The sequence below is a fragment of the Guggenheimella bovis genome (assembly GCF_054492335.1).
Map to the genome: position 1 here is coordinate 1,226,670 of NZ_JBQWTF010000001.1, position 22,311 is coordinate 1,248,980.

At 43.8% G+C, this 22,311-nt stretch carries 19 protein-coding genes; 14 read left to right on the plus strand and 5 right to left on the minus strand.

Annotated features, from left to right (window positions below):
• Window positions 1–63 precede the first annotated feature (63 nt).
• The 5 genes from ACUB3H_RS06125 to ACUB3H_RS06145 all read left to right on the plus strand — a co-directional run bounded on the left by ACUB3H_RS06125 (window position 64) and on the right by ACUB3H_RS06145 (window position 6,412).
• Window positions 64–1,404: an MATE family efflux transporter gene (locus tag ACUB3H_RS06125; RefSeq protein WP_459129782.1), complete on the plus strand. Its 1,341-nt coding sequence runs from the start codon at window positions 64–66 to the stop codon at window positions 1,402–1,404.
• On the plus strand, window positions 1,401–2,180 hold the full coding sequence (locus ACUB3H_RS06130) for a PfkB family carbohydrate kinase (RefSeq protein ID WP_459129783.1): 780 nt from the start codon (window positions 1,401–1,403) through the stop codon (window positions 2,178–2,180). Before ACUB3H_RS06125 ends, ACUB3H_RS06130 begins: the two co-directional genes overlap by 4 nt.
• Before the next feature lie 8 nt (window positions 2,181–2,188).
• Entirely contained in the window at window positions 2,189–3,478 is a 1,290-nt protein-coding gene (locus ACUB3H_RS06135) for an MFS transporter (protein WP_459129784.1), read from the plus strand.
• A 95-nt stretch (window positions 3,479–3,573) separates the two neighbouring features.
• Entirely contained in the window at window positions 3,574–5,046 is a 1,473-nt protein-coding gene (locus tag ACUB3H_RS06140) for a PHP domain-containing protein (protein ID WP_459129785.1), read from the plus strand.
• A 172-nt stretch (window positions 5,047–5,218) separates the two neighbouring features.
• A complete protein-coding gene (locus ACUB3H_RS06145; RefSeq protein ID WP_459129786.1) occupies window positions 5,219–6,412 on the plus strand; it encodes a CehA/McbA family metallohydrolase domain-containing protein in 1,194 nt (397 codons plus the stop codon).
• Between the two features lie 52 nt (window positions 6,413–6,464).
• On the opposite strand, the gene ACUB3H_RS06150 is transcribed toward ACUB3H_RS06145, so the two are convergent.
• A complete protein-coding gene (locus tag ACUB3H_RS06150) occupies window positions 6,465–8,273 on the minus strand; it encodes a sigma 54-interacting transcriptional regulator (RefSeq protein WP_459129787.1) in 1,809 nt (602 codons plus the stop codon).
• A 134-nt stretch (window positions 8,274–8,407) separates the two neighbouring features.
• Here ACUB3H_RS06150 and dapF point away from each other — a divergent pair, with 134 nt between their 5' ends.
• The 5 genes from dapF (at window position 8,408) to ACUB3H_RS06175 (ending at window position 14,547) form a co-directional block, all read left to right on the plus strand.
• Window positions 8,408–9,256: a diaminopimelate epimerase gene (gene dapF, locus ACUB3H_RS06155; protein WP_459129788.1), complete on the plus strand. Its 849-nt coding sequence runs from the start codon at window positions 8,408–8,410 to the stop codon at window positions 9,254–9,256.
• Window positions 9,256–10,509: a dicarboxylate/amino acid:cation symporter gene (locus ACUB3H_RS06160; RefSeq protein WP_459129789.1), complete on the plus strand. Its 1,254-nt coding sequence runs from the start codon at window positions 9,256–9,258 to the stop codon at window positions 10,507–10,509. Before dapF ends, ACUB3H_RS06160 begins: the two co-directional genes overlap by 1 nt.
• Before the next feature lie 4 nt (window positions 10,510–10,513).
• On the plus strand, window positions 10,514–11,812 hold the full coding sequence (gene lysA / locus ACUB3H_RS06165; protein ID WP_459129790.1) for a diaminopimelate decarboxylase: 1,299 nt from the start codon (window positions 10,514–10,516) through the stop codon (window positions 11,810–11,812).
• An 8-nt stretch (window positions 11,813–11,820) separates the two neighbouring features.
• A complete protein-coding gene (locus tag ACUB3H_RS06170) occupies window positions 11,821–12,843 on the plus strand; it encodes a 1-aminocyclopropane-1-carboxylate deaminase/D-cysteine desulfhydrase (protein WP_459129791.1) in 1,023 nt (340 codons plus the stop codon).
• A gap of 339 nt (window positions 12,844–13,182) precedes the next feature.
• Entirely contained in the window at window positions 13,183–14,547 is a 1,365-nt protein-coding gene (locus ACUB3H_RS06175) for a YjiH family protein (RefSeq protein ID WP_459129792.1), read from the plus strand.
• Window positions 14,548–14,591: 44 nt separating this feature from the next.
• Here the strand turns inward: ACUB3H_RS06175 and ACUB3H_RS06180 are convergent, their stop codons facing one another.
• Complete coding sequence (locus ACUB3H_RS06180) at window positions 14,592–15,986, minus strand: NCS2 family permease (protein WP_459129793.1); 1,395 nt, start codon at window positions 15,984–15,986, stop codon at window positions 14,592–14,594.
• Between the two features lie 147 nt (window positions 15,987–16,133).
• Between ACUB3H_RS06180 and ACUB3H_RS06185 the strand changes: the two genes are divergently transcribed.
• The 4 genes from ACUB3H_RS06185 to ACUB3H_RS06200 all read left to right on the plus strand — a co-directional run bounded on the left by ACUB3H_RS06185 (window position 16,134) and on the right by ACUB3H_RS06200 (window position 19,801).
• Window positions 16,134–17,411 carry a Y-family DNA polymerase gene (locus tag ACUB3H_RS06185; protein WP_459129794.1) on the plus strand — a complete coding sequence of 426 codons (1,278 nt, stop codon included), beginning with the start codon at window positions 16,134–16,136 and terminating at the stop codon, window positions 17,409–17,411.
• Window positions 17,404–17,760, plus strand: a complete 357-nt coding sequence (locus tag ACUB3H_RS06190; RefSeq protein WP_459129795.1) for a hypothetical protein — start codon at window positions 17,404–17,406, stop codon at window positions 17,758–17,760. Before ACUB3H_RS06185 ends, ACUB3H_RS06190 begins: the two co-directional genes overlap by 8 nt.
• Window positions 17,761–17,804: 44 nt before the next feature.
• Window positions 17,805–19,013, plus strand: coding sequence for an MFS transporter (locus ACUB3H_RS06195; protein ID WP_459129796.1), 1,209 nt, complete (start codon window positions 17,805–17,807; stop codon window positions 19,011–19,013).
• Between the two features lie 260 nt (window positions 19,014–19,273).
• On the plus strand, window positions 19,274–19,801 hold the full coding sequence (locus tag ACUB3H_RS06200) for a hypothetical protein (RefSeq protein WP_459129797.1): 528 nt from the start codon (window positions 19,274–19,276) through the stop codon (window positions 19,799–19,801).
• Between the two features lie 25 nt (window positions 19,802–19,826).
• Here ACUB3H_RS06200 and ACUB3H_RS06205 read toward each other — a convergent pair whose 3' ends face one another.
• The 3 genes from ACUB3H_RS06205 to ACUB3H_RS06215 all read right to left on the minus strand — a co-directional run bounded on the left by ACUB3H_RS06205 (window position 19,827) and on the right by ACUB3H_RS06215 (window position 22,308).
• Window positions 19,827–20,204 (minus strand): FMN-binding protein, encoded by a 378-nt coding sequence (locus tag ACUB3H_RS06205; protein ID WP_459129798.1) that lies wholly within the window; start codon window positions 20,202–20,204, stop codon window positions 19,827–19,829.
• Window positions 20,191–20,643: a MarR family winged helix-turn-helix transcriptional regulator gene (locus ACUB3H_RS06210; RefSeq protein WP_459129799.1), complete on the minus strand. Its 453-nt coding sequence runs from the start codon at window positions 20,641–20,643 to the stop codon at window positions 20,191–20,193. The genes ACUB3H_RS06205 and ACUB3H_RS06210 overlap by 14 nt, the downstream gene beginning before the upstream one ends.
• 84 nt (window positions 20,644–20,727) lie before the next feature.
• Window positions 20,728–22,308 (minus strand): putative polysaccharide biosynthesis protein, encoded by a 1,581-nt coding sequence (locus tag ACUB3H_RS06215; protein ID WP_459129800.1) that lies wholly within the window; start codon window positions 22,306–22,308, stop codon window positions 20,728–20,730.
• Window positions 22,309–22,311: the final 3 nt, after the last annotated feature.

The following is a 22,311-nucleotide window of genomic DNA, read 5'->3' on the forward strand; positions in this document are numbered from 1 at the left end:
GTTATAATTGTACTTTGTAGGAGGTGCGCCATAGAACAAAATCGCGAATATAAATTAGAACATATGCCTATTCCCAAGCTCTTTTGGACCTTTAGTTTTCCCGCCATCATCGGTATGCTCGTGCAAGCACTCTACAACATCGTAGACCGCATTTTCATTAACCGCATTGAAGGCATCGGTGCCATTGCTGTAGGTGGAGTAGGAGTTGCCCTTCCCATCATGTTTGTCTTTTTGGGATTTTCCATGCTCTTTGGCATTGGAGGAGCAACCAATATATCGATTAAACTCGGTGAAAAGCGTCACGACCTGGCAGAAAAGGTCATGACCAATTCACTTTTTATGCTCTTTGTTACGAGTCTTATCCTCTGTATCGCCGTTCTTTGGGATACGAAGGGACTCCTCACGCTCTTTGGTGCGACGCCAGAAAACGTCGAATACGGTGTCAGCTATTTACGCATCATTGCCATCGGTAACCTTTGGAATACGTTTGCTTTTGCCTTTACGCATTTGATGCGATCAGAAGGAAATCCGACAAGATCCATGGTTGCGATGTTCATTGGGGCAGGAACGAACCTCATCTTAGATCCCATTTTCATCTTTACGTTTAAAATGGGCGTTCAGGGAGCTGCCTATGCTACGATCATCAGCCAGTTCTTTAGTCTCGTATGGAGTCTATCTTATTACCTTTCTGGTAAGAGCCACTTGAAGATCAAACTTCGTGGCTTTAAGCTTGACTGGAAGATCATCCGTATGGTCATGGCGATAGGACTGAGCCCCTTTATCATGCAGATTGGTTCGAGCGTCGTAGGAGCTGTTTTTAATAACAGTCTTAAACTCTACGGAACAGCACTTTCTCAAAGTGCTTATATTACGATCAATTCTATTACAATGCTCTTTTTCATGCCGATCTTCGGTATGAATCAGGGACTTCAGCCGATCGTGGGATACAACTACGGGGCGAAGCGCTTTGATCGCGTGCTCGAAGCATATAAAACGGGTGTACTTTGGGCGACCGTCGTTGTTACAGTCGGTTGGATACTCACTCGAACGATACCAACCCTTCTCATTCATATTGTAGCGACCGATCCTCTCCTTGTAGAAGAGAGTCGAGTTGCCCTCATGATCAGTGAGAGTGTGATGTTCATTGTCGGTTTTCAGATTATTTCTACGGCCTTTTTCCAATCGATCGGAAAGGCAAAAATCGGCTTTCTCTTATCACTCGTACGAACGGTCATCGTCCTAGCTCCGTTACTTGTGATACTTCCTAAGTTCTTTGGAATCAATGGAATTTGGCTTTCCATTCCTGTTGCTGACGTCATTGCTGGACTCATCGTCCTTTACTTTATTACGAAGGAATTAAAGCGATTAAAAAGAAACGAACAACTCATGAAGGAGACGGAATGAAACTCTGTGCCATAGGCGACAATTGTGTCGATTATTATCCCGATCTAAACTGCCGTTTTGCGGGAGGTAATCCGATCAATGTAGCTGTCTACTTTAAAGAGCTCGGTGGTGAATCGAGTTATATCGGTCGAGTCGGTGACGACGAAAATGGAAGCTTTTTAGTAGAAGAAGTGAAACGAAAAGGTGTCGATGTTTCAAAGGTTCAGGTTGTACCAGGAAAAACGGCTACCAGCCAAGTGAAGCTTAGAAGAGGCGACCGCGACTTTGTCGAGTACGATCCTGGTGTTAGTCGTGGATTTGATGTCATCGCAAGTGATCTTACCTTTATTCAAGAGCACGATCTGATCTTCTCCGGTAGATGGGGAGAACTCGTCGACGAACTAAAGGCATTAAGTCACATGATGATCGCCTTTGACCTCGCAGACATCTACGACGACGAACTCGCTAGACGCGTTCTCACCTATAGTGACATCGCCTTTGTAAGTGTCCCGAAGTTAAATACAGTAGAAATCCTCGACCTTTTAGTGAGTCTTTCAAGCTACGGGCCAAAGTTAACCATCGCAACACGTGGTGCTTTAGGTTCTATCGTCTTTGACCGAGAAACCTTCTATGAGTACCGCTCGGAACCGGTGACACCGGTCGATAGCTTAGGGGCAGGCGATAGCTTTATCGCAGGATTTTTGCTCGCTTATCTAGAGGGAAAACCGATTCGTGAGTGTCAAGAACGAGGTGCCAATAAGGCGATCGAGACGATTTCTCACATTGGGGCATTTTAGGAGTCAGTATGGAAAACAAACTCATTCTCATGATCGTGACGCTCATCTTTTCGATCGGTCTTACGATCTACCTCTTTAGGCACTATGAACTAAATAAGAAGCAATTCTTTCTCTTTCTCTTACTCGTGGCCTTTTGGTCTACGGTAAACGTCATCCGAAGCTACCGTAAGAGCTATGCACTGCAGCCCTTAGATGTGGGAGGACTTGCAATGGGAGCGGTTAAGGCTGCAAATATTGCCGCTGCCTATGGGCTCATCAGTCTCATCATGCGTTTTCCCGTCTTTTGGATCGCCGACTGGTTCCGCTCGAGAAGAACGATGTTCTTTATCTCGACACTCTTTTTAACGATTACTGGAATTTGGGTCTTAAAAAACCCAAGCTTCGATAGCTTGCTCTGTTCGAGCCTTGCCATGGGTCTTGGAGCGAGCATGCTCTCCGTCTTTAATGTAGCCTTCAGTGAGACGTTCACTCCGAAGCAAGCGATGATGAGCGTATCGATCCTTTCAGTAGCCCCGCTCCTTGCGGAATTTATGATGTCGCCTTTTCAGTACTTTGCTACCTTACATAAACCTAGAAACTACGCATCCCTTTGGGTCGTAAGTCTCGTACTCTGCGTCGTGACACTCGTAATGCTCTTCTTATTTAAAGAAGATAGAAGCCCCAAAAGACTCATGACCAAGGAATCTTTTAAGCGTGTCATTTCCCACAGAGAACTTTGGATCTTTGGAATCGTAGGTATTCTCGTGAGCTTCATTCGCTTTGGCCTCACGGGTTCCAACCTCGTAACCTACGTTCAAAGCCCCTTTATCGACATGTCGCCACTTCTAGTAGCCTACATCGACTTCATCTACTCTGTGACGCAACTCGTCGCTGGCGTTCTCGCAGGACTCTACTTTGCTAAGCGCTTTTCAACCGTTAAGACACTTACACTTGGACTCATTTTAAGCTTTAGCTTTAATGTCATCTTATTACTTACGAAAAACCCGACCATCCTCTTTATTACGTATGGTATCAGTGGCTTTGGCTATGGACTCACCTATAACTCGCTCATCGGCCTTGCCATGGAACCTTACGAAAGAGAAGATCGCTCGATGAGCATGGGAATCTTCCAGACCTTCTTTTCGATCGGAATCTTTTACGGAGATAAGGTCTATGCACTGATTCAAAAGACACTTCCTGAACATATTTCAGAGGAGCTCATGTATCAAAGAGTGTTTCTCGTAATCCTTGGATTTACAACGGCTACCATACTTTTAGTGGGGCTATTACGAACCATCACGAAAAAGGCTCAGAATTGAGCCTTTTTTTGTTACCTCCTCTTTACAGAGAGATTAAATACGATTAACGTATCTTTCCTACAATGAAAGTGATCTTAATCTTACAAGGAGGAAACATGAAAGCTTTTAAGCAAGTTTCAAAGACGGTTCTTTCCCTTATGCTAGCTCTTGGCATGCTCATTACGCCAAGCTTTGCAAATTCTTACGGTATGGAATCCCATGCGAACCAAGACTTCGAAATTTCTAACCCTTATAAGAACGTTGACTGGGAAGAGTTCAAGCAATACAAAGCTGACTTCCACGCTCACTCAACAAACTCTGACGGTGGAAACCTCACAAGAGACATGGTAGAAGATCACTACAAAAAAGGTTATGACATCCTCGCTATGACTGACCACAACTACGTTACACGCGGTTGGGAAAACGCTGGCGAAGGCGCTATGACTATGGAACGTAAACAAGAGATCCTAAAGGGCGTAGGTCGTGATGGCAAGCCAATGATCGACGTTACTTTTGGTGATGAGCAATCCAAAGTGGACCACATCAACACCTTCTGGACAGACTGGAACAACTCCGATGACGCTTCGATGAGCGACACACTTAGACATGCAGAAAACCTCGGTGGAATCAGCCACATCAACCACCTCGGTCGTTATACAAAAGCCTACAAGCCTGGAAAACAAGAAAAATCAAACGATCCAAAAGAAATTCAAAAATACATAGACCTTTTCAGCGCTTACCCAAGCTGCGTTGGAATGGAAATCATCAATAAGCTCGACAACGAATCACGTCAAGACCGCGTTATGTGGGACAACATCCTCAAGGTTATGATGCCAAAAGAGCGTAACGTTTGGGGCTTTGCTAACGACGACACTCACAGCCTTAACGCTACAGGTTATGCATTCAACATGATGCTCATGCCTGAACTTACGGAAAAAGCTACACGCACAGCAATGGAAACAGGTGCTTTCTACGCTGTAAGCCGCATTTCACGTCCTGATGGAATCAACTCCATCATGGCAGACTCTACACTTCAACCAGGAAGCGGTAAGAGCTATACGACATACCTCATGAAGGGTACAACACCTGTTATTACAAACATCGAAGTAAACCAAAAGAAAGACACTATCACTATTACAGGTAAGAACTACGACAAGATCGAATGGATCGCTGATGGCAAGGTCATTGCTACAGGAAACACCATCGATCTCAATGACTACGAAGGAAAAGTAAACTCCTACATCCGTGCTCAACTCAAGAGCCAAACAGGTATTGCTTTCACACAACCTTTTGCTCTTAAGACAAAGGCTAAAGCATTCCGTCAAATCAAAGTAGAAGAGAAGAGCAAGTCTGCACTTCTCGCATTTGATACACGTGATAAGAGCGGTAAGGGATACCAAGTTTACCTCTCTAAAGAGGGTGTTGACGGTGACTACCAATACTACAGAAACGTATCCTTCAACGAAAACGGCGTTGTAGTAAAGGGACTGACAGCAGACAAAGAATACCATGCTTACATCGTTTACTTAAAGGATGGTATCATTGTCGAACGCAGTGAGCCTATCGCTGTAAAAGCTATCGCTGAGTAATAACTATTTCTAAGAGCTCCCAATCATGGGAGCTCTTTTTTAGTGGGGCAATTATGCCCTGTTATGAAATTGGCTCATGGTTTCCTTACTCTATTTTTACAAAAGTACCGATTAGTATTAACATGGTTTTTCTACAATAAGAATGATCTAAATAAAATTTCTAGGAGGAAACATGAAAGCATTCAATCGTGCTTCAAAAACGGTTCTTGCACTCGTACTCGTTCTTGGTATGCTTTTCACACCAAGCTTCGGATTCGCTTACAGCGAAGGAACAAAGGATTATGTCATTTCCAATCCTTACAAAGATGTAAACTGGGCAATGTACAAGCAATACAAAGCTGACTTCCATGCTCACTCAAAGAACTCTGACGGTGGAAACTGGACATATGAAATGGTCGAAGACCACTACAGAAAAGGATATGATATCCTTGCTATGACAGATCATAACTACGTTACACGCGGATGGGAAAATGCTGGTGAAGGTGCTATGAGCATTGAGCGCAAGCAACAAATCCTTCAAGGTATCGGACGCAACGGCAGACCAATGATCGACATTACATATGGTGATGAGCAATCAAGAAAAGATCACATCAACACCTTCTGGACTGACTGGAACAACAGTTACGGCGCTACAATGGCTAACACCTTAAACCAAGCTCAAATCCTTGGTGGAATCAGCCACATCAACCACCTCGGTCGTTACACAGGTTCAATGTACGATCCAGCTATCAACTTCGATCCAGCAGTCATTCAAAAGTACACAGACCTCTTCACAGCTTATCCAAGCTGCGTTGGTATGGAAATCATCAACAAGCTCGATAACGAGTCACGCAATGACCGCGCTATCTGGGACAACATCCTCAAGGTTATGATGCCAAGTGGACGTAACGTTTGGGGCTTTGCTAACGACGATACACACAGCATTAACGCTACAGGATATTCCTTCAACATGATGCTCATGCCAGAGCTTACTGAAAAAGCAACACGTACAGCTATGGAAACAGGTGCATTCTACGCTGTAAGCCGCGTTTCTCGTCCTGACGGCATCAATGCTTACCTTCCTAACGGTGCTTCCATGCCAGGTAGCGGTAACTCACGTACAACATACCTCATGAGACAAACGACTCCATCCATCACAAACATCGTAGTTAACCAAAAGAGAGACATCATCACAATCACAGGTAAGAACTACGACACCATCGAATGGATCGCTGATGGTAAAGTCATTGCTACTGGTGAAACAATCGATCTTAACGACTACGAAGATCAAATCAATTCCTACGTTCGTGCTCAACTTAAGAGCAAGACAGGTATTGCTTTCACACAACCATTTGGTCTAAAGACAAGACCTGTATACAGAAGATAGTTATCTTTTAGAGAAAAGGATGCTTCCTTAATGGAGCATCCTTTTTTTGTTCCTATTTCACTTCAATCGAAAAACGTCTCAGTTTCTCATAAAAAGTCGTTTTAGATAGTTTCAATTCTTCCATAGCAAGCTTCTTATCTCCTTTAGCGCGGTAGAGGGCATTTTCTAGAAGCTGCTTTTCAAACGCTTCCATTTCTTCTCGAAATGATCTTTTTGATAACGATACTTCTGGTTGAGGCATCAATTGGACTTGAAGATCCTTGGAAAAGATGAGGTTATTGGTGCTAAAAAGGGCCGAACGAATGATGATGTTTTCAAGTTCACGAATGTTACCGGGCCAGTCGTAATTTAATAGCATATGAAAGGCCTCCGTCGTCATTTGTTTTTTAGGATAGCTTTTTAAGAATTCATTCGTTAGATCTCGAAGATCCTCTTTTCTATCTCTTAAGGGAGAGAGCCAGATGGGTAAGATATGAATCTTGTAGTAGAGGTCATCTCTGAAATTTCCTGCTAGAATTTCTTTTTCCAGATTTTTTTTCGTAGCCGTTATAAGACGTAACCTGTTCTTTTTTTCGGTTCCTATAAAGCTTCGAAATGTCCCTTCTTCTAGAATGCGAAAGAGTCTAAATTGCATGGCATCGGTGAGAGCTTCGATCTCATCCAAAAAAAGAGTTCCGCTCTGGGCTCTTTCGATCGCACTCATCTGATTTTTCGAACCAAAGAGCTCCTCTGTGAGTTCTCTCTCATCCCTTGATCCGCAGTAAATGTGAATAAAGGGGTCGTTTTTTCTGCCGCTCGCTTTATGAATGAGGCTAGCGATAAGAGATTTTCCTGTGCCACTTTCACCAGAAAGAAAGACGGGTAAATCTGATTCACTCGCTCGAAGAGCAAGGCGTTTAATATCTTGAATGGATTTACTCGTACCTACGAGCTTAGGAAAGCAAGAATCTAAGACTCGATGTTCAAAAAGTCTACGATTTGCTACGTCGAGCTCTTCTATGAGATTGTTTCGTTCTTCAATGACTTGACGTACCTTAGAAATGTCTTCAACCTTTAGTGCTGCTCCTACAATTTTTCCATCCACTGTGATGTGGTAGGAGGAGCAGATGGTTGGTACGCCGTTTATGATTTCAAATTGCTCCTTAAATGGGGCTTCTTTACCTCTAGCAGCATCAAGGAATTTCTGAATCATGGATTCACTGTGATGAACCTTGTCGAGGGACTTTCCTATGACGGTGAAGTCGCTGTATTCAGGGCCTTTTCCTAGGAAAGATTTTTCTCTTAAAAGGTCACCTATGCTCTCTTCACGGGCAGTATAACCGTTATCCTGACAGAATTTGAGTTCAAAGGTATTGCCGTCTAGGATGACAATAAAGCCTAAGGAGTGTATGTAATTCATGGAATAGGATTGATCATTAACCTTGATCGTAAGATGCTTTTCTTTCGTGTCTGCTTCTAGAGAAATTCTTTGTCCTTGAAAGATGACGTTATACTGATAACTTTTAAGCTCTTCGGGCTTTACGACGCGATAAAAGGGTGTGTGTTCGTACGATTTGTAGAGACCTACTGCAAAGAATAGATCATTCGCTTCGAGCTTCGGCTCATGAATTCCTAGAATGGAGAGATCGTCAGACGTTAACGCGCCATCGTCTAAAGAGAAGGCGTAGTCGATCATGATGACGAGGTCTTTTGGTTGGATTTTTCCTGGTGGATGCGTAACGGTATTTCTTGTTTTAATTCCAAAGATCTCCTTGGCTTTATCAGAGTAAAGCTGAATGATTCCTTGGTTATCGATGCAGATGAGTCCTTCTGTCATGATGTCTTCCAGTAGATTTAAGGTACTTTCTGAATTTGTTAGCATACGTCCTCCCGTTTAAGTATAGCAAAATTCCGGAAAACGGGAAAGCGGAATTAGAAAGTGATCAGTGCATTGACATGATATTGATCAGTTAAATAAGATGAATTTAACAAAAAGCCCTAGGAAGGAGGGTTCAGATGAACTTTTGGAAGATGAATGGTGCTGGAAATGATTTCATCATTTTAAACAACATCGAAGAAAAACTTCCTCAAAGTGCTTTTCCAGAGCTTGCACGAAAACTCTGTGAGAGACATCTATCGATTGGTGCCGATGGGTTCATGGTTGTAGAGAAAGCAACAGAAGATGGAGACTTCAAGATGCTATTCTTTAACGGCGACGGCTCGGTCGGCGAAATGTGTGGTAATGGTGCACGCTGTATCAGCCGATACGGTTTTGAAACGGGTTTATCGAGTGAAGTTCAGCGCATCGAAACGACGGCAGGGCTCGTCATAGGAGAAAGGGTCGATAAGAGAAATTACCGCGTCAGACTTAATGATCCCACACTCATTCTTCTCGATAAAGAAGCACTAATCGATGAGAAAAAAGTGCCCTATCACTACATAGAGCTAGGAGATCCAGGCTTACCTCATGCGGTCGTTCCTATCGAGGGGCTTCGCCAAGTGAAAGAAGAAGAGCTCTTTGAACTAGGAAGAAAGCTTCGTTACTACCAAGCCTTTCCCAAAGGTGCTAACGTGAACTTCTATGAGATCATCGGAACGGATCACGTGTACTTAAGGACGTGGGAACGAGGCGTCGAAGGATTTACATATGCCTGTGGAACAGGAACGGCGTCGACCGTACTTGCCCTTACGAAGAAAGGACTTGTAAGTGGAAAAAAAGTGTGTGTCGATATGGTTGGTGGAACACTCACGATTGACGTAACAGAAAATGATCCTATCGATCTCTACCTTACAGGTCCTACGAATATCGTTGCGAAGGGTGAGGTGTTCGATGAGGAGCTTCCACAAATGAAGGAGGAAAAATAATGGAAAAGCAGTCATTTTGGAAGAACTATCGCATGATGATCTTCATGATCGGTGCGATGATTTTAGGCGGAATTTTTGGTTGGATTTCACCGGACTGGGCTCAAAAATTAAAGCCCTTGGGAACGATCTTTATTAACATGATGTTCTGTGTCGTTGTACCGATGGTTTTTGCTTCCATCTCTAGTAGTGTCGCTAACATGCAAAGTCGCGAGCGTGCTGGTAAGATCATGGGTACGACCATTCTTACCTTTGTCGTGACAGGTCTCATTGCAGCTGTGATCATGTTTATCATTATGCAGATTTTCCCGCCTGTTCTTACTCCTTGGAATACGATTCCTAAAGAAGAGATCGGTGAATACGCTTCCATCGGTGATATGATCGTAAACTTCTTTACAGCAAGTGACTTCGTAGGTCTCTTAACAAGAAAGGCTATGCTACCACTCATCGTCTTCTCCATTCTCTTTGGCTTTGCAACAAGCCTCGCTGGTGGAAGAGAGACGCTCGTTGCGAAGTTCTTAGATAACCTTTCTGACGTTATGATGAAGTTTGTAAAGATCATTACCTACTATGCTCCGATCGCATTCTTTTCAATCTTTGCAGGACTCGTTGCTGACTATGGTAGCCTTATTACAGAAAGCTACGGTCGTGCAATGCTCGTATACTATCCTCTTTGCTTTATCTACATATTTACAGCCTTCCCACTTTTCGCTTGGTTTGGCGGAGGAAAACACGGCATCACAGAGATGCTTAAGCACGTTGCAAAGCCTGCTATCGTATCCTTAGGAACGTGTTCTTCTGTTGCTACTATTCCTACCAACATGGATGCTTCAAAGGAAACAGGTATTTCAAGCGACGTCAGTGAAATGGTCATTCCACTCGGTGCTACGATGCACATGGATGGTTCATGCTTCTCTTGTGTCCTTAAGATCGCCTTTGTACTCGGTGTCTTTGGGCAACCCTTTGGTTGGGACATGCTTATCCCTGTAGCTCTCGTTGCAGTATTATCTTCTGTTGGAATGAGTGGTGTACCAGGAGGCGGTTACATTGGTGAATACATCATCTGTTCGATTTTCTTCCCGAATCAGATTGAATTAGCATTCCCGATTCTCGTCGCTATCGGTAACCTCGTAGATCCACCAGCAACGATGATCAACTCGTCAGGTGACTATGTAATTAGCTTTGTCGTATCACGCTTTGTAGATGGAAAGGACTGGCTTGATAAGGCAATTGCAAAAAGGCAAGGAGCGAAATAAGGAAATGATCTGTGAGAATATTTCTGTAAAGGGAAAGCATTTATTCTTTGCGGGCCACGATGTAGTAGAGCTTGCAAAAGAGTATAAAACACCACTTTACCTCCTCGATGAGGAGCGCATCCGTTCCAATTGTAGAAAATATAAGGACCTCTTCTCACGCTACTTTGGGCCTGGTTCAAAGCCTCTTTATGCGAGTAAAGCCAACTGTTTTAAGCGCATGTATGAGATCATGAGGGAAGAGGGAATGGGAATTGATGTCGTAAGTAGTGGTGAAATCTATACGGCAAAGCTCGCTGGATATGATTTAAGAGATGCTTACTTCCATTCAAACAATAAAACCAATGAAGACATCGCTTATGGTATGGAAAATGACATCGGCTATTTTGTCGCCGATAACGTAGAAGAAATTAAAGCGATCGAATCAGAAGCGTTAAAGCGTGGTAGAACGCAAAAAGTCATTCTTCGTCTTTCTCCTGGAATCGATCCGCATACGTATGAAGCGGTAGCTACAGGTAAAGTAGACAGTAAGTTCGGTTCTGCCATCGAAACGGGTCAAGCAGAAGAGATCGTTCTCTTTACGCTAAAGCAACCACACATCGAACTCATGGGATTTCATTGTCACGTAGGTTCACAAGTGTTTGGCGAAGACATCTTTGAAAGAGCGGCACAGATTATGCTCGAGTTCATTCACAAGATGGAAACTATCCACGGATATAAAGCCAAGCAACTCGATTTAGGTGGCGGTTATGGTGTACGCTATACAGAGAGTGATCCAATTCTTGACGTCGAAGTGAAAGTGAAGGAAGTAGCAGAAGCGATTCAAAAGACGTGTAAGAGACTTCAAATGGAGGTTCCAGAGATCCACATGGAGCCCGGTCGAAGTATCGTCGCAGATGCTGGTATGACGCTCTACACCGTAGGTACGGTAAAGACGATTCCTGGCTATAAGAACTATGTGTCGATCGATGGTGGTATGACAGATAATCCGCGCTATGCACTTTATAAATCACCTTATACCTGTGTTTTAGCGAACAAAATGGATGAAGAGAAAGATTTTGAGGCCTCGATCGTAGGTCGATGCTGTGAGAGCGGAGACATCATTCAAGAGCACGTGATGCTTCCTTCAAGCGTCACCCGTAATGACATCGTCGCAGTTTTTACAACGGGCGCTTACAACTATTCAATGGCTTCAAACTACAACCGTTTGACAAGGCCTCCCGTTGTGATGCTTAAAAACAGCCAGGAGAGCTATGTCGCTGTTCGCCGTGAGTCATTGGAAGACCTCTGTAGAAACGACCTTTAGGAGGGTTCATGAAGAAGATTGAGAAATTACAACTTGTAGAAAAAACACCACTTCAACACCTAGAGACTCTTTCAGAAGAACTCGGTGTCAATCTCTATATCAAACGAGATGATATGACCGCTTGGGGAATGGGCGGAAATAAACTTAGAAAACTTGAATACTTAATGAAGGATGCACTCGATAAGGGAGCAACCCGAATTATTACGGTCGGTGGTGTCCAGACGAACCACGGCCGTCTAACGGCTGCTGTTGCGGCAAAGTATGGTTTAAAGAGCACGATCATTGCTGTCGATGAGTATCCCGGAGAGATCAGTGCCAATATCCTCTTAGACCGAATTTTAGGGTCTGATTTCATCTTAAAAAAGAACGATGGAAGAAGCGAAAACGAGCAATTTGAATCGACCATTGAAAAGCTCACAAAAGAGTATGAAGCGAGAGGTGAAGTCGTCTACTCCATTCCAATGGGAGGAAGTAACGATCTAGGAGCTCTCGGTTACTACGACTGTGCGACTGAACTTACCGAGCAAGCGAAGGAGATGAAGCTTAAGAATCCGAGAGTCTGCGTGGCTGTTGGATCGATGGGAACGTATCTAGGACTCTTTTTAGGTCTTAAAGAGCAGAAGTCTCCACTTCGTTTAACGGGTATCGCCATCAGTCCCTTTAGAGAAGAAAAAGAAAAGCGCATCATGGAGTACTTTGAATCGACGACAAAAGCGTACGATATCAATGTTAAGGCAACGCGAGAGGACATGGATATTCAAAAGGACTTCACCTTTGGAGCATACAATAATGCGATTAAGGAAGTCCGCGAAGCCATTACACTGATGGCAAGGAAGGAAGCCATTTTCTTAGATCCTTGCTATACAGGAAAAGCCTTTAATGGCGTGCTAGAGATGATTAAAAACGGAACGATTGCTAAAGGAGAAGACGTCATTTTTATTCATACGGGTGGATTCCCAGGTATCTATTCGAGACACCATAGGACGGAATTTGAACGTGAACTCATCACGGGTATTCGAGTCATTGAATAAAGATTCAAGGTCCCCATCTCAAAGAGATGGGGCTTTTTTTTACCTCAGATATCCATCCCAAATAAGGACGAATATTTCGTTTTTTATTTAACGAAAAAATGTATGATAACTAAGAACCTGTAAAAATAGAGGATAAACAGACATCGTTCTAGATTTACACTGATACATATAAAAAATGGAGTTGTAAATGAAAGTGATTATGATATAGTTGAACTAAGGTTAATAAATTTATGTAAACAGCTATCTTTTTTTGCATAAATGAGAGATCCCACCGTCTGAAATGGCTATCGGATAAGGAAACTTATCTTGAGATAGAAAAAATAACATAGGAGGAACACATTGGAAGAAGTAAAACGTGAAAAAATTACTTTTGGACGTGTGTTGAAGTTCGTTATTCCATCGATCATTGGAATTCTCTTACTTATGACACCATTCCAAAAGGATGGCGCTCAAACCATCATGGTTTCCGTCATCTCAAAGGCGATCAATAAAGCCATCAATTCTGTAACGCCAATTCACTATATCATTCTCGGTGTAATTGTTATTTCTTGTGCATTAGCGTTAATTTACAGAATTGCAAAGCCAAAGTGGATCGAAGAAAACGATCTTCTAAAAGAAGTATCTGATATTTCTGGCTTCTGGCTCATCGTCCGTCTTGTAGGACTCGTTCTTGGCTTCATGACAGCGTTCAATCTCGGACCTGAAATGGTATGGAATGAGAACACCGGAGGACTCATCCTCTTCGACCTCATCGGAGGACTCTTTACGATCTTCTTAACGGCTGGATTTATCCTTCCGTTCCTAACAGAGTTCGGTCTTCTCGAGTACGTAGGTGTATTCCTAACAGGAATCATGCGCCCTGTATTTAACCTTCCTGGTCGCTCCGCTATCGACTGCGTAGCTAGCTGGATCGGTGACGGTACAATCGGTGTTACACTAACGAACAAGCAATACGAAGAAGGTCACTACAGTGCGAGAGAGGCTGCTGTCATCGCGACGACGTTCTCGGCTGTATCGATTACATTCTGTCTCGTCGTTCTTGAAAACATCGGCATGACAGACTACTTCGGACCTTATTACTTAGCCGTATGTATCGCTGGTATCGTAGCTGCATTCATCGTTCCACGTATCCCACCGCTTTCATTAAAGAAGGATACGTACTACGATAAGCCATCACCACAGACAAATGAAGCTATTCCAGAAGGATTTACAAAGAACCAATGGGGACTTCAACTCGCTGTTCTAAAAGCAGAAGAAAACCTCAACGTCAAAAACTTCATGGTAAGTGGTACGAAGACGGTTTTAGGTCTTTGGCTCGGCGTTATCCCAGTCATCATGGCAGCTGGTACGATCGCTCTTATCATCAGTGAATACACAGGATTCTTCGATCTTCTAGGAAAACCATTCCTACCGATCCTACAACTACTCCAAGTCCCAGAAGCTGCTGCAGCGAGTGGTACGATGGTCGTAGGTTTCGCAGACATGGTCGTTCCTTCGATCCTAGCTGCTGAAATTGCTAACCCAATGACACGTTTCATCGTAGGTGCTGTGAGTGTTACCCAGCTACTCTACATGTCAGAAACAGGTGCTGTTATCCTCGGTACAAAGCTTCCAGTAAACGTAGTCGATCTCTTCATTATCTTCTTAGAGAGAACGCTCATTACGTTACCGATTGTAACCCTGGCGGCCCATCTCATATTCTAAGTATCAAAAAAGGAGCTCAATCAAATGAGCTCCTTTTTTAGTCCTTATTTTACAATGACATTGAGTACCATGGAAAGGATAAAGAGAAGAGTTACGATATACATAATCGGGTGAACTTTCTTTCCCTTACCTGTAACGAGCATTGCTAAGCAGTAGAAGATAAATCCTGTAGAAACACCGTTTGTGATGGAGTAACTTAAAGGCATCATAGCCATTGTAAAGAAAGATGGAATGGCTTCTTCAAGTTCTGACCAGTTGATCTTACCGATGGATTCTGCCATGAGAATACCGACGACGATGAGTGCAGGAGCTGTAGCTACGGAAGGAACGACGCTAACGAAAGGCATGAGTACGAGGGAGCAGAGGAAGAGTACGGCTGTCGTAACGGCTGTAAGACCTGTCTTACCACCGACTGCGATACCAGCAGCACTTTCGACATAGGTTGTCGTATTGGATGTTCCGAGAAGTGCTCCGATCGATGTTGCGGTTGCGTCTGCAAAGAGGGCACGGTCAAGCTTGGAACTGAAGCCAGAGCCTTCTGCGTAGTCCTTTTCGTCTTCTTCATCGAAGATGCCTGTCTTACGACCTGTTCCAAGGAAGGTTCCGATCGTATCAAAGGTATCTGTAAGTGAGAAAGCAAAGATGGTTGTAAAGACTAAGAGAAGCTTTCCTGGATCGGCAAAGAGTCCTTGGAAGTCTAGCTTTAAGAAGGTTTCGCCGATGGCAGCGAGTCCACCGAGATCGATCGAAGGATCGTAAACGGAAAGTCCAGTAGCAAGAGCGAGAATCGTACTTGAAATGATTCCGATGAGGATTGCAGCCTTTACCTTTAAGAGCATGAGAACGACGATGATGATAAGTCCTGCGAGTGCAATGAGGATCGCTTTATTATCGAACTTTGCGAGCTCTGGAACGACTGCTTTGTAGACATTACTTGCATCGCTTCCGAAGACCATGTTGACCTTGTCGCCGATGAAGTTTAGGAAGCCTGCGTTAATGAGACCGATGTAAAAGATGAACATTCCGATACCACCGCTGATGGCGTATTGGAGTGATTCAGGGATCGCATTGATGATCATTTTGCGGATTTTTGTAACGGTAATTAAGATGTTAATGAGTCCGCAGATGAATACCATTGCGAGTGCTTGTTGCCAATTGAAGCCCATGGCAAAGCATACAGTAAACGTAAAGAATGCGTTTAGGCCCATGCCTGGAGCTTGTGCGAAGGGGACGTTTGCGAAAAGTCCCATGACGAGTGTTCCGATCGCAGCAGCTAGGATCGTTGCGATGAAGACGGCAGGTTTTGGCATTCCAGTGAGACTCAAGATGTTCGGGTTTACGAACATGATATAAGCCATGGTTAAGAAGGTCGTTAGACCAGCCATGAGCTCAGTGCCGACGGTCGTGTTGTTTTCTTTTAATTTAAAAAATTTATCCATGATAACCTCCATACCCATTGTACAGAAAGAGGCTCTTAGAGACAACAACTTTCTAAGGGAGAGAGAATGAGTCACCTCATTTTTTCATTGACAAAAGAGAAAAACAAAGTAGAATAGAACCGAACAAATGTTCTATAGGAGGTTTTCATGATCGATTATAATAAGCTCCCCATCCGTTCGATTTTATGCGTCGATGTGAAGAGCTTCTTTGCCTCGATAGAAGCCGCTAGAAGAGGGATTGATCCCTTAGATGCGTACGTCATCGTCGTAAGTGACCTCACACGAAACGGATCGATTGTACTCGCTGCTTCTCCAAAGGTTAAAAGTGAATTTGGCATACGTACGGGAAGCCGCCGCTTTGAAATACCAAATGATAAAAAACTCATGCTCGTAGAGCCGTCTATGGCACTCTACATTAAGGTCAATCGCATGATACATAAGATCTTTCAGTCCTACGCAGCTGATGAAGATATTGTGACCTATAGCATCGATGAGTCACTGATCGATGTCACAGAGACACAGCACCTTTTTGGTGGCCCCTACGAGATGGCTCTTATGATTCGTAATCGCATTCAAAAGGAGCTGGGGTTAGCGGTGACGGTAGGAATCGGTGACAATCCTCTGCTTGCAAAGCTTGCTTTAGACAATGGAGCCAAGCATGCCCCGAATCAGATTGCCTACTGGTCCTATGAGGATATACCGAATACCGTCTGGAAGATCGATCCCATCACGGACTTTTGGGGGATTTCACGCGGCTGGAGAGATCGCTTTCAGAAGATGGGAATCCTTTCCATAAAGGATCTCGCTCAGGCTGATCCTAAGATTCTAGAGCAGCGCTTCGGTATCATGGGTCTACAGCAGTACTACCATGCAAACGGTGTCGATTATACGAGAATTCGAGATCGAGTTCGCGTCAAAGAAAAGAGTTTTAGTAAAGGACAGGTGCTTTTTAAAGATTATGTCGTATCGGAGGAGATTCGCTATGTGTTAGAAGAGATTACAGACGACGTCTGTAAAAGACTTCGAGCCCATGCAATGCACACAGAGGAGGTCTCTCTTATGATCGGCTTTAGCGATCAAGGAGGATTTCATGCATCCAAGCGTATTCGAGCGACCGACAGCACCGACGAGATCTTTCAAACGCTCATGGGACTCTTTCGAGAAAATTGGAGAGGGCAAGCAGTAAGGCAGATTTACGTCGCTTTAGGAAGGTTAAAGTCGAATTCTTTTGAACAACTCGAACTCTTTGATACGCAAGAGGGGGAAAGGAAGCGAAGTTTAGACCGAGCCATCGATTCACTTCGCGACCGCTTTGGAAAGACGGCCGTCTTTCGAGCCTCTGCTAAGCTCGAAGGATCGACCTTCTTTGAACGAGCCGTTACGGTAGGTGGCCACAAGGGCTATAGTGAGGTTGCACATGAATAACTGGAAGAGTCCGAGGGACGTCAAAGTAGGAGAGTGGCTCTATCCTGATCGTGGCATGCTAAAATGGCAAGGATACCTTTTAAGTGAACACAATGAAGCCATCTTCTATGAGGCCTGGGAAGAACTCAATGCACCTTCCTTTTATGACGTATCAGAAGAAGAAAAGGAATCGTGGAACGACTTACTCGTCGTTGGAAATAAGCTCGAAGTCAAGGTCCATCGCTTTTTAGAACCAGATGAAGTCTTTCGCGGTACGCTCGTTCACGTCGACCACGACTTTTTCGTGCTAAGTCAAGGATCGGAGCGAATCGAGATCTATTTTGATGAGGTTTATCAAGTTCGAGGGTGACTTTTTTACGAGATAAGGTACAATAAATAAAGAAAGGAAACCTCATGAAAAAACTTCCAAAGAATCTCCTTTTCTTTTTTATTGCCGCTCTTTCTTTAGGGTTAGGGCAAGCGTTTTTATCGCTCTTTTTAAATTTCTATTTGACCGAGATGGGCATGAGTCAGACGCTCGTAGGCGTCGTCAATGCCTCACCTGCGATCATTGGAGCACTTTTAAGTATTCCTACGGTTCTCTTTACGAGGCGCTTCGGAGACCTCGTAACGCTCCGTGTGGGCTTTCTATTGCTCGTCATAGGTAGCGGTCTTATGGCCATCGCCTCAAATGCACCTGTAGCGCTCGTTTCAAACATGATTACAGGGATTGGTGGCGTATTAATCGGCGTCAGTTCGGCACCTTATCTTTCCGTTTTAACGACGGAAGAAAACCGCACAAAGATCTTTAGCATTCAAGCGGCACTAGGTGTTGGCGTGGGCTTTTTAGGAAATATGATCGGTGGATTCATTCCTAAATGGTACGGTAGTCTCATTCAAATAGATGCGAAAAGTCTTGAAGCACTGAGAAGCGCCATGTTTGTGAGCTTTATTGTCCAAGTGCTCGGATGTATTTTCGTCTTCTTTTTGACGCAACATGAAAAGCACGAAAAGAAGCCCTTCCGTTTAACGGTTGAAAACAAGAAACTCATGGCGCATCTACTCATTCCTAGCGTCATCGTTGGCCTTGGTGCAGGCATGGTCGTTCCCTTCATTAACCTCTTTATCGAAGCCAAGTTTAAGGTTTCCTTTGAAGAACTAGGAGCCATCTTTGCTTGGACGAGTCTCGCTACGATGCTAACCGTTCTCATCCAACCGGCGCTCGTGAAGCGCTTTGGCCACGTGAAGTCGATGGTTATCGTGCAGGCCTTAAGTCTTCCGTTTCTAGCGATTCTAGGGTACTCACCGCTACTATGGCTCGTCATTATCGCTCTCTTTACGAGAGGGGCCCTGATGAATGCTGCAAATCCTGTTCTTTCGGCCTTTGCGATGAATCACTTGAGTGTTAATGACCGCCCAATGTTTTCAGCCCTCAACATGATCTGCTGGAATGGTGCTTGGGCACTCAGTGCGACGGCGAGTGGATGGTTTCGAAGCATGATGGGAAAAGAGCGCGTCGTAGAAGCCTTCCATTACCTCTTTGCTTGGACGCTCGTGATGTATATCATCTACACGGTCCTTACCTATGTACTACTTATAGCATACGAAAAAAGAGAGTCGTAAGACTCTCTTCTTAATTATTTATATCCGAAGGGTTCCGGTTAAAATACCCGGAGTACCCAGGTGGGTGCCTCGCACAAAGCTCAGACCTTCCGTGAAAACGGCATGCTCGTCACTCCATGACGGCAGGCTCCCTATTTAAAAGCTGCGGTTTTAAACTGCGGAACATCCTTCGAACAATGAAATTATATCATAGATGTAACAATAAGACAACAAATCTCTGTTATATTATTATAAAGGCACTTAATAAAATAGGAGGTCCTATGAAAAGGATTCTAAGTTTACTTTTGATCGTAGCTGTTGTTTTCGGTCTCATGGCATGTAATCAAGGCCCAAGTCCAAAAGATACTGTTACAAAGGCTTTTGAAGCAATGAAGGCCATGGATTTTGAAACACTTTCAAAGTATTCTTCTAAAGCACCATTCACGAAAGAAGATATGGAACAGCTTAAAAAATCAGGCATGCTACCTATCGTTCAAAAGATGATGAGTTCCATCGAGTATAAGATTCTCGATGAAAAGGTAGAGGGAGATAAGGCTACCGTCAATGTAGAGCTTTCAATGTACGGTCAAGAAGTTGCTTCTGCTATGACACAAGAACTTCTTCCTGCAATCATGGCAGGTGGAATCACACAAGACAGTACGCCAGAAGACATTGAGAAAAAAGTCGTTGAAGCTTTAGGAAAGATGGATTTCTCAAAGTTCAAGAAGGAAACGACCAAAGATGCTGTTGAACTTAAAAAAGTCGATGGCGAATGGAAGATCGAAAGCAATCTCGATATCAGTAAGTAAGAAGAACCAGCTAGGCTGGTTCTTTTCACTTTCCTTGATTTATTCCATTCTCTATGGACTGTAAAATGGCCTTACTCGAAGCCGTTGCACCGCTAATGACATCGATGTCTAAGCGCTGATTCTTTATGACCTGATCGATGATGGGCTCTGCCTTACCACCTAAGCCTTTGACGTGCTTAATAAGGTCAATTTTTACAATTTTTCCGTCCTTCACTGTCGTTTCCGTGATGACTTCTACAGGCCCAACCTTACTCTCACCTTGGTACGTTCCGTCTTTTACATCAGAGAAGTTCACGTTGTGGATGACGACGGAGTCCATCTCGCGTCTAGCTCCTTGTTGAAAGAGGAGAAAGGCTGCGAAAAGAACGACGAGAATGAGAAGTACGGTTTTAAATTTTTTCATAGATCGCTCCTAAGTTGTTATAGAGTTTATTGAGTGTCTTGTGGACGCTTTCTATTTCTTTCTGATCGATACCTTTGAACATTTCGGAAATAAAATACTGACTGTTTTTTTGATTCCTTTGTTCCCACTCAAAAGCCTTTTCTTTCACGTGAATACGTACAGCCCGTTGATCTTGTTCATCAGGCGTTACCTCGATAAAGCCTTTGTCTTCGAGTCGACTTAAAATCGAACGAATATTTTGATGGGAGTAATCGAGATCCTTTGCAAGTTCTTTGAGTGTCGGTGGATTCTCCATGACCGAAAGAGCAGCGAGGACGAACCATTGCTTGGCTGTGATCTCATCGAGAGACTTATCCATGGTCGATTGCAATTTATTCGAAACGAGAAAGAGGTTGGCAAAAATCGTAAGTCTTTTATCGAATTCTTCGGGTATGAGCATGAAACCTCCTTTAAGTAACTTATTACCTAAATAGCATAGCACGCCTTTTTATATAGTGCAAGAAAAAAACAGGCTGATGCCTGTTTATTCACTGATTCTTCTCTTAATAAAGTTTGGAAGCCTTTGAGCAAGCTTCGGTGAAAACGCTTCGACGTCACTTAAGCTTATAGCCTTTAAGAAGATTAATGCGATGGAGTAGACGCTACCACCGATGAGGATCATGAGGGCGATGAGAGTTAGGTTCGTCATGCGTCCTTGAAGCATGGGATGACCGATACTTAAGAGCATGATGGGATAGAGTGTCGCTCCCATTAAAAGACTTGCATAGAGTGGCTTTCTTACGTAATTCCAGTAGCGAAGCTTAACGGAGTACTCTCGCTGTAGCGCTCTCGAGTTTAATACGAGCGTTACGATCGCACTGATATACGTACTTATAATAGCTCCTAGAATATTTATTGAGGGGATCGCAACTAAGATGTAGTTTGAAATGATCTTAGCAATGAGACCGATCGTAAGAGGAAGGATCGCTTCCCAGTACCTACCGGCCGCCTGTAAAAGAATCGTCTGGATCGTAGCTACAGCCATAAAGGCTACGACGAAAGCACCTACCATGAGGAGTGTCGCGCGCTGTAATGATCCGTCGTAGAGGCCACGACTAAGGGATACCGAGATGGCGCTCAGTCCAAAGGAACAGGGGATGGCCCAGATGCAGGTTGCTCGTAAACCTTGCGTGAGCTTATAATAGAGAGCTTCTTCATCGCCTTTCGCGAAAGCTTGGCTCACTGCGGGTAAGAGGGCTACAGCTAGAGCACCGATACCAACTGTTGGAACATTGATCATCGTTCGAAAGGTACTTAAGTAACTATAGGCAATCTGTGCATTATCTTCAGTGAGGCCACTATCTAAGAGCCTTTGTGAAACGTTAAAGACATCGGCTAATAGTCCTAGTTGCTGAAAGAGCGTTCCTATAACGAGTGGTGTGAGGTATCGAACCATCTTTCGAAAGACTTCGAGATTTTGAATGGGTTCTACGGCTATGTGATACTTTTTAGCGACATAGAGGAAGTATCCGAGAGCTACGACCGCACCTAAAACAGTACCTATCGTTCCACCGGCGATACCCCAACGCAGTCCATAGCGTAGGAGTACATAAGCAAAACCAAGGCTACAGACGGCATTGACGATCTGCTCTATGATTTGACTCATGGCATTCGCACTCATCTGCCTTATACCTTGGAAGTACCCTCGAAAGACGCTTAAAAAGGCTGTGACAGGGATAGCTGTTGCAAGAAAGCGAAGTCCTATGACGGTATCGGGGGCTTCTGACCAGCTTGCTAATTGAGGAGCAAGGATAAAGAGTAGGAGACCTATAGGTATGCTAATAAAGCACATAAAACGAAGTGTATGTCCTACGAGTCCTGCTACGTCATCTTTTTTATCTTGGCCGATCAATTCGCTAATTGACTTTGACAAAGTTCTTGTTACACTATCATTGGTCACGATATAACCGAAGATAAAGATGTCATATGCCTTAGCGTAAATTCCGTGTCCTTTTGGCGTGAGAATTTGAATTAAGAAGGGAATATATAATAAAGAAACAATCTTTACTACGATTCCGGCGGCAGTCAGGACAAAAACGCCGCGCGATGTACTTTGTTCTTTCATGCT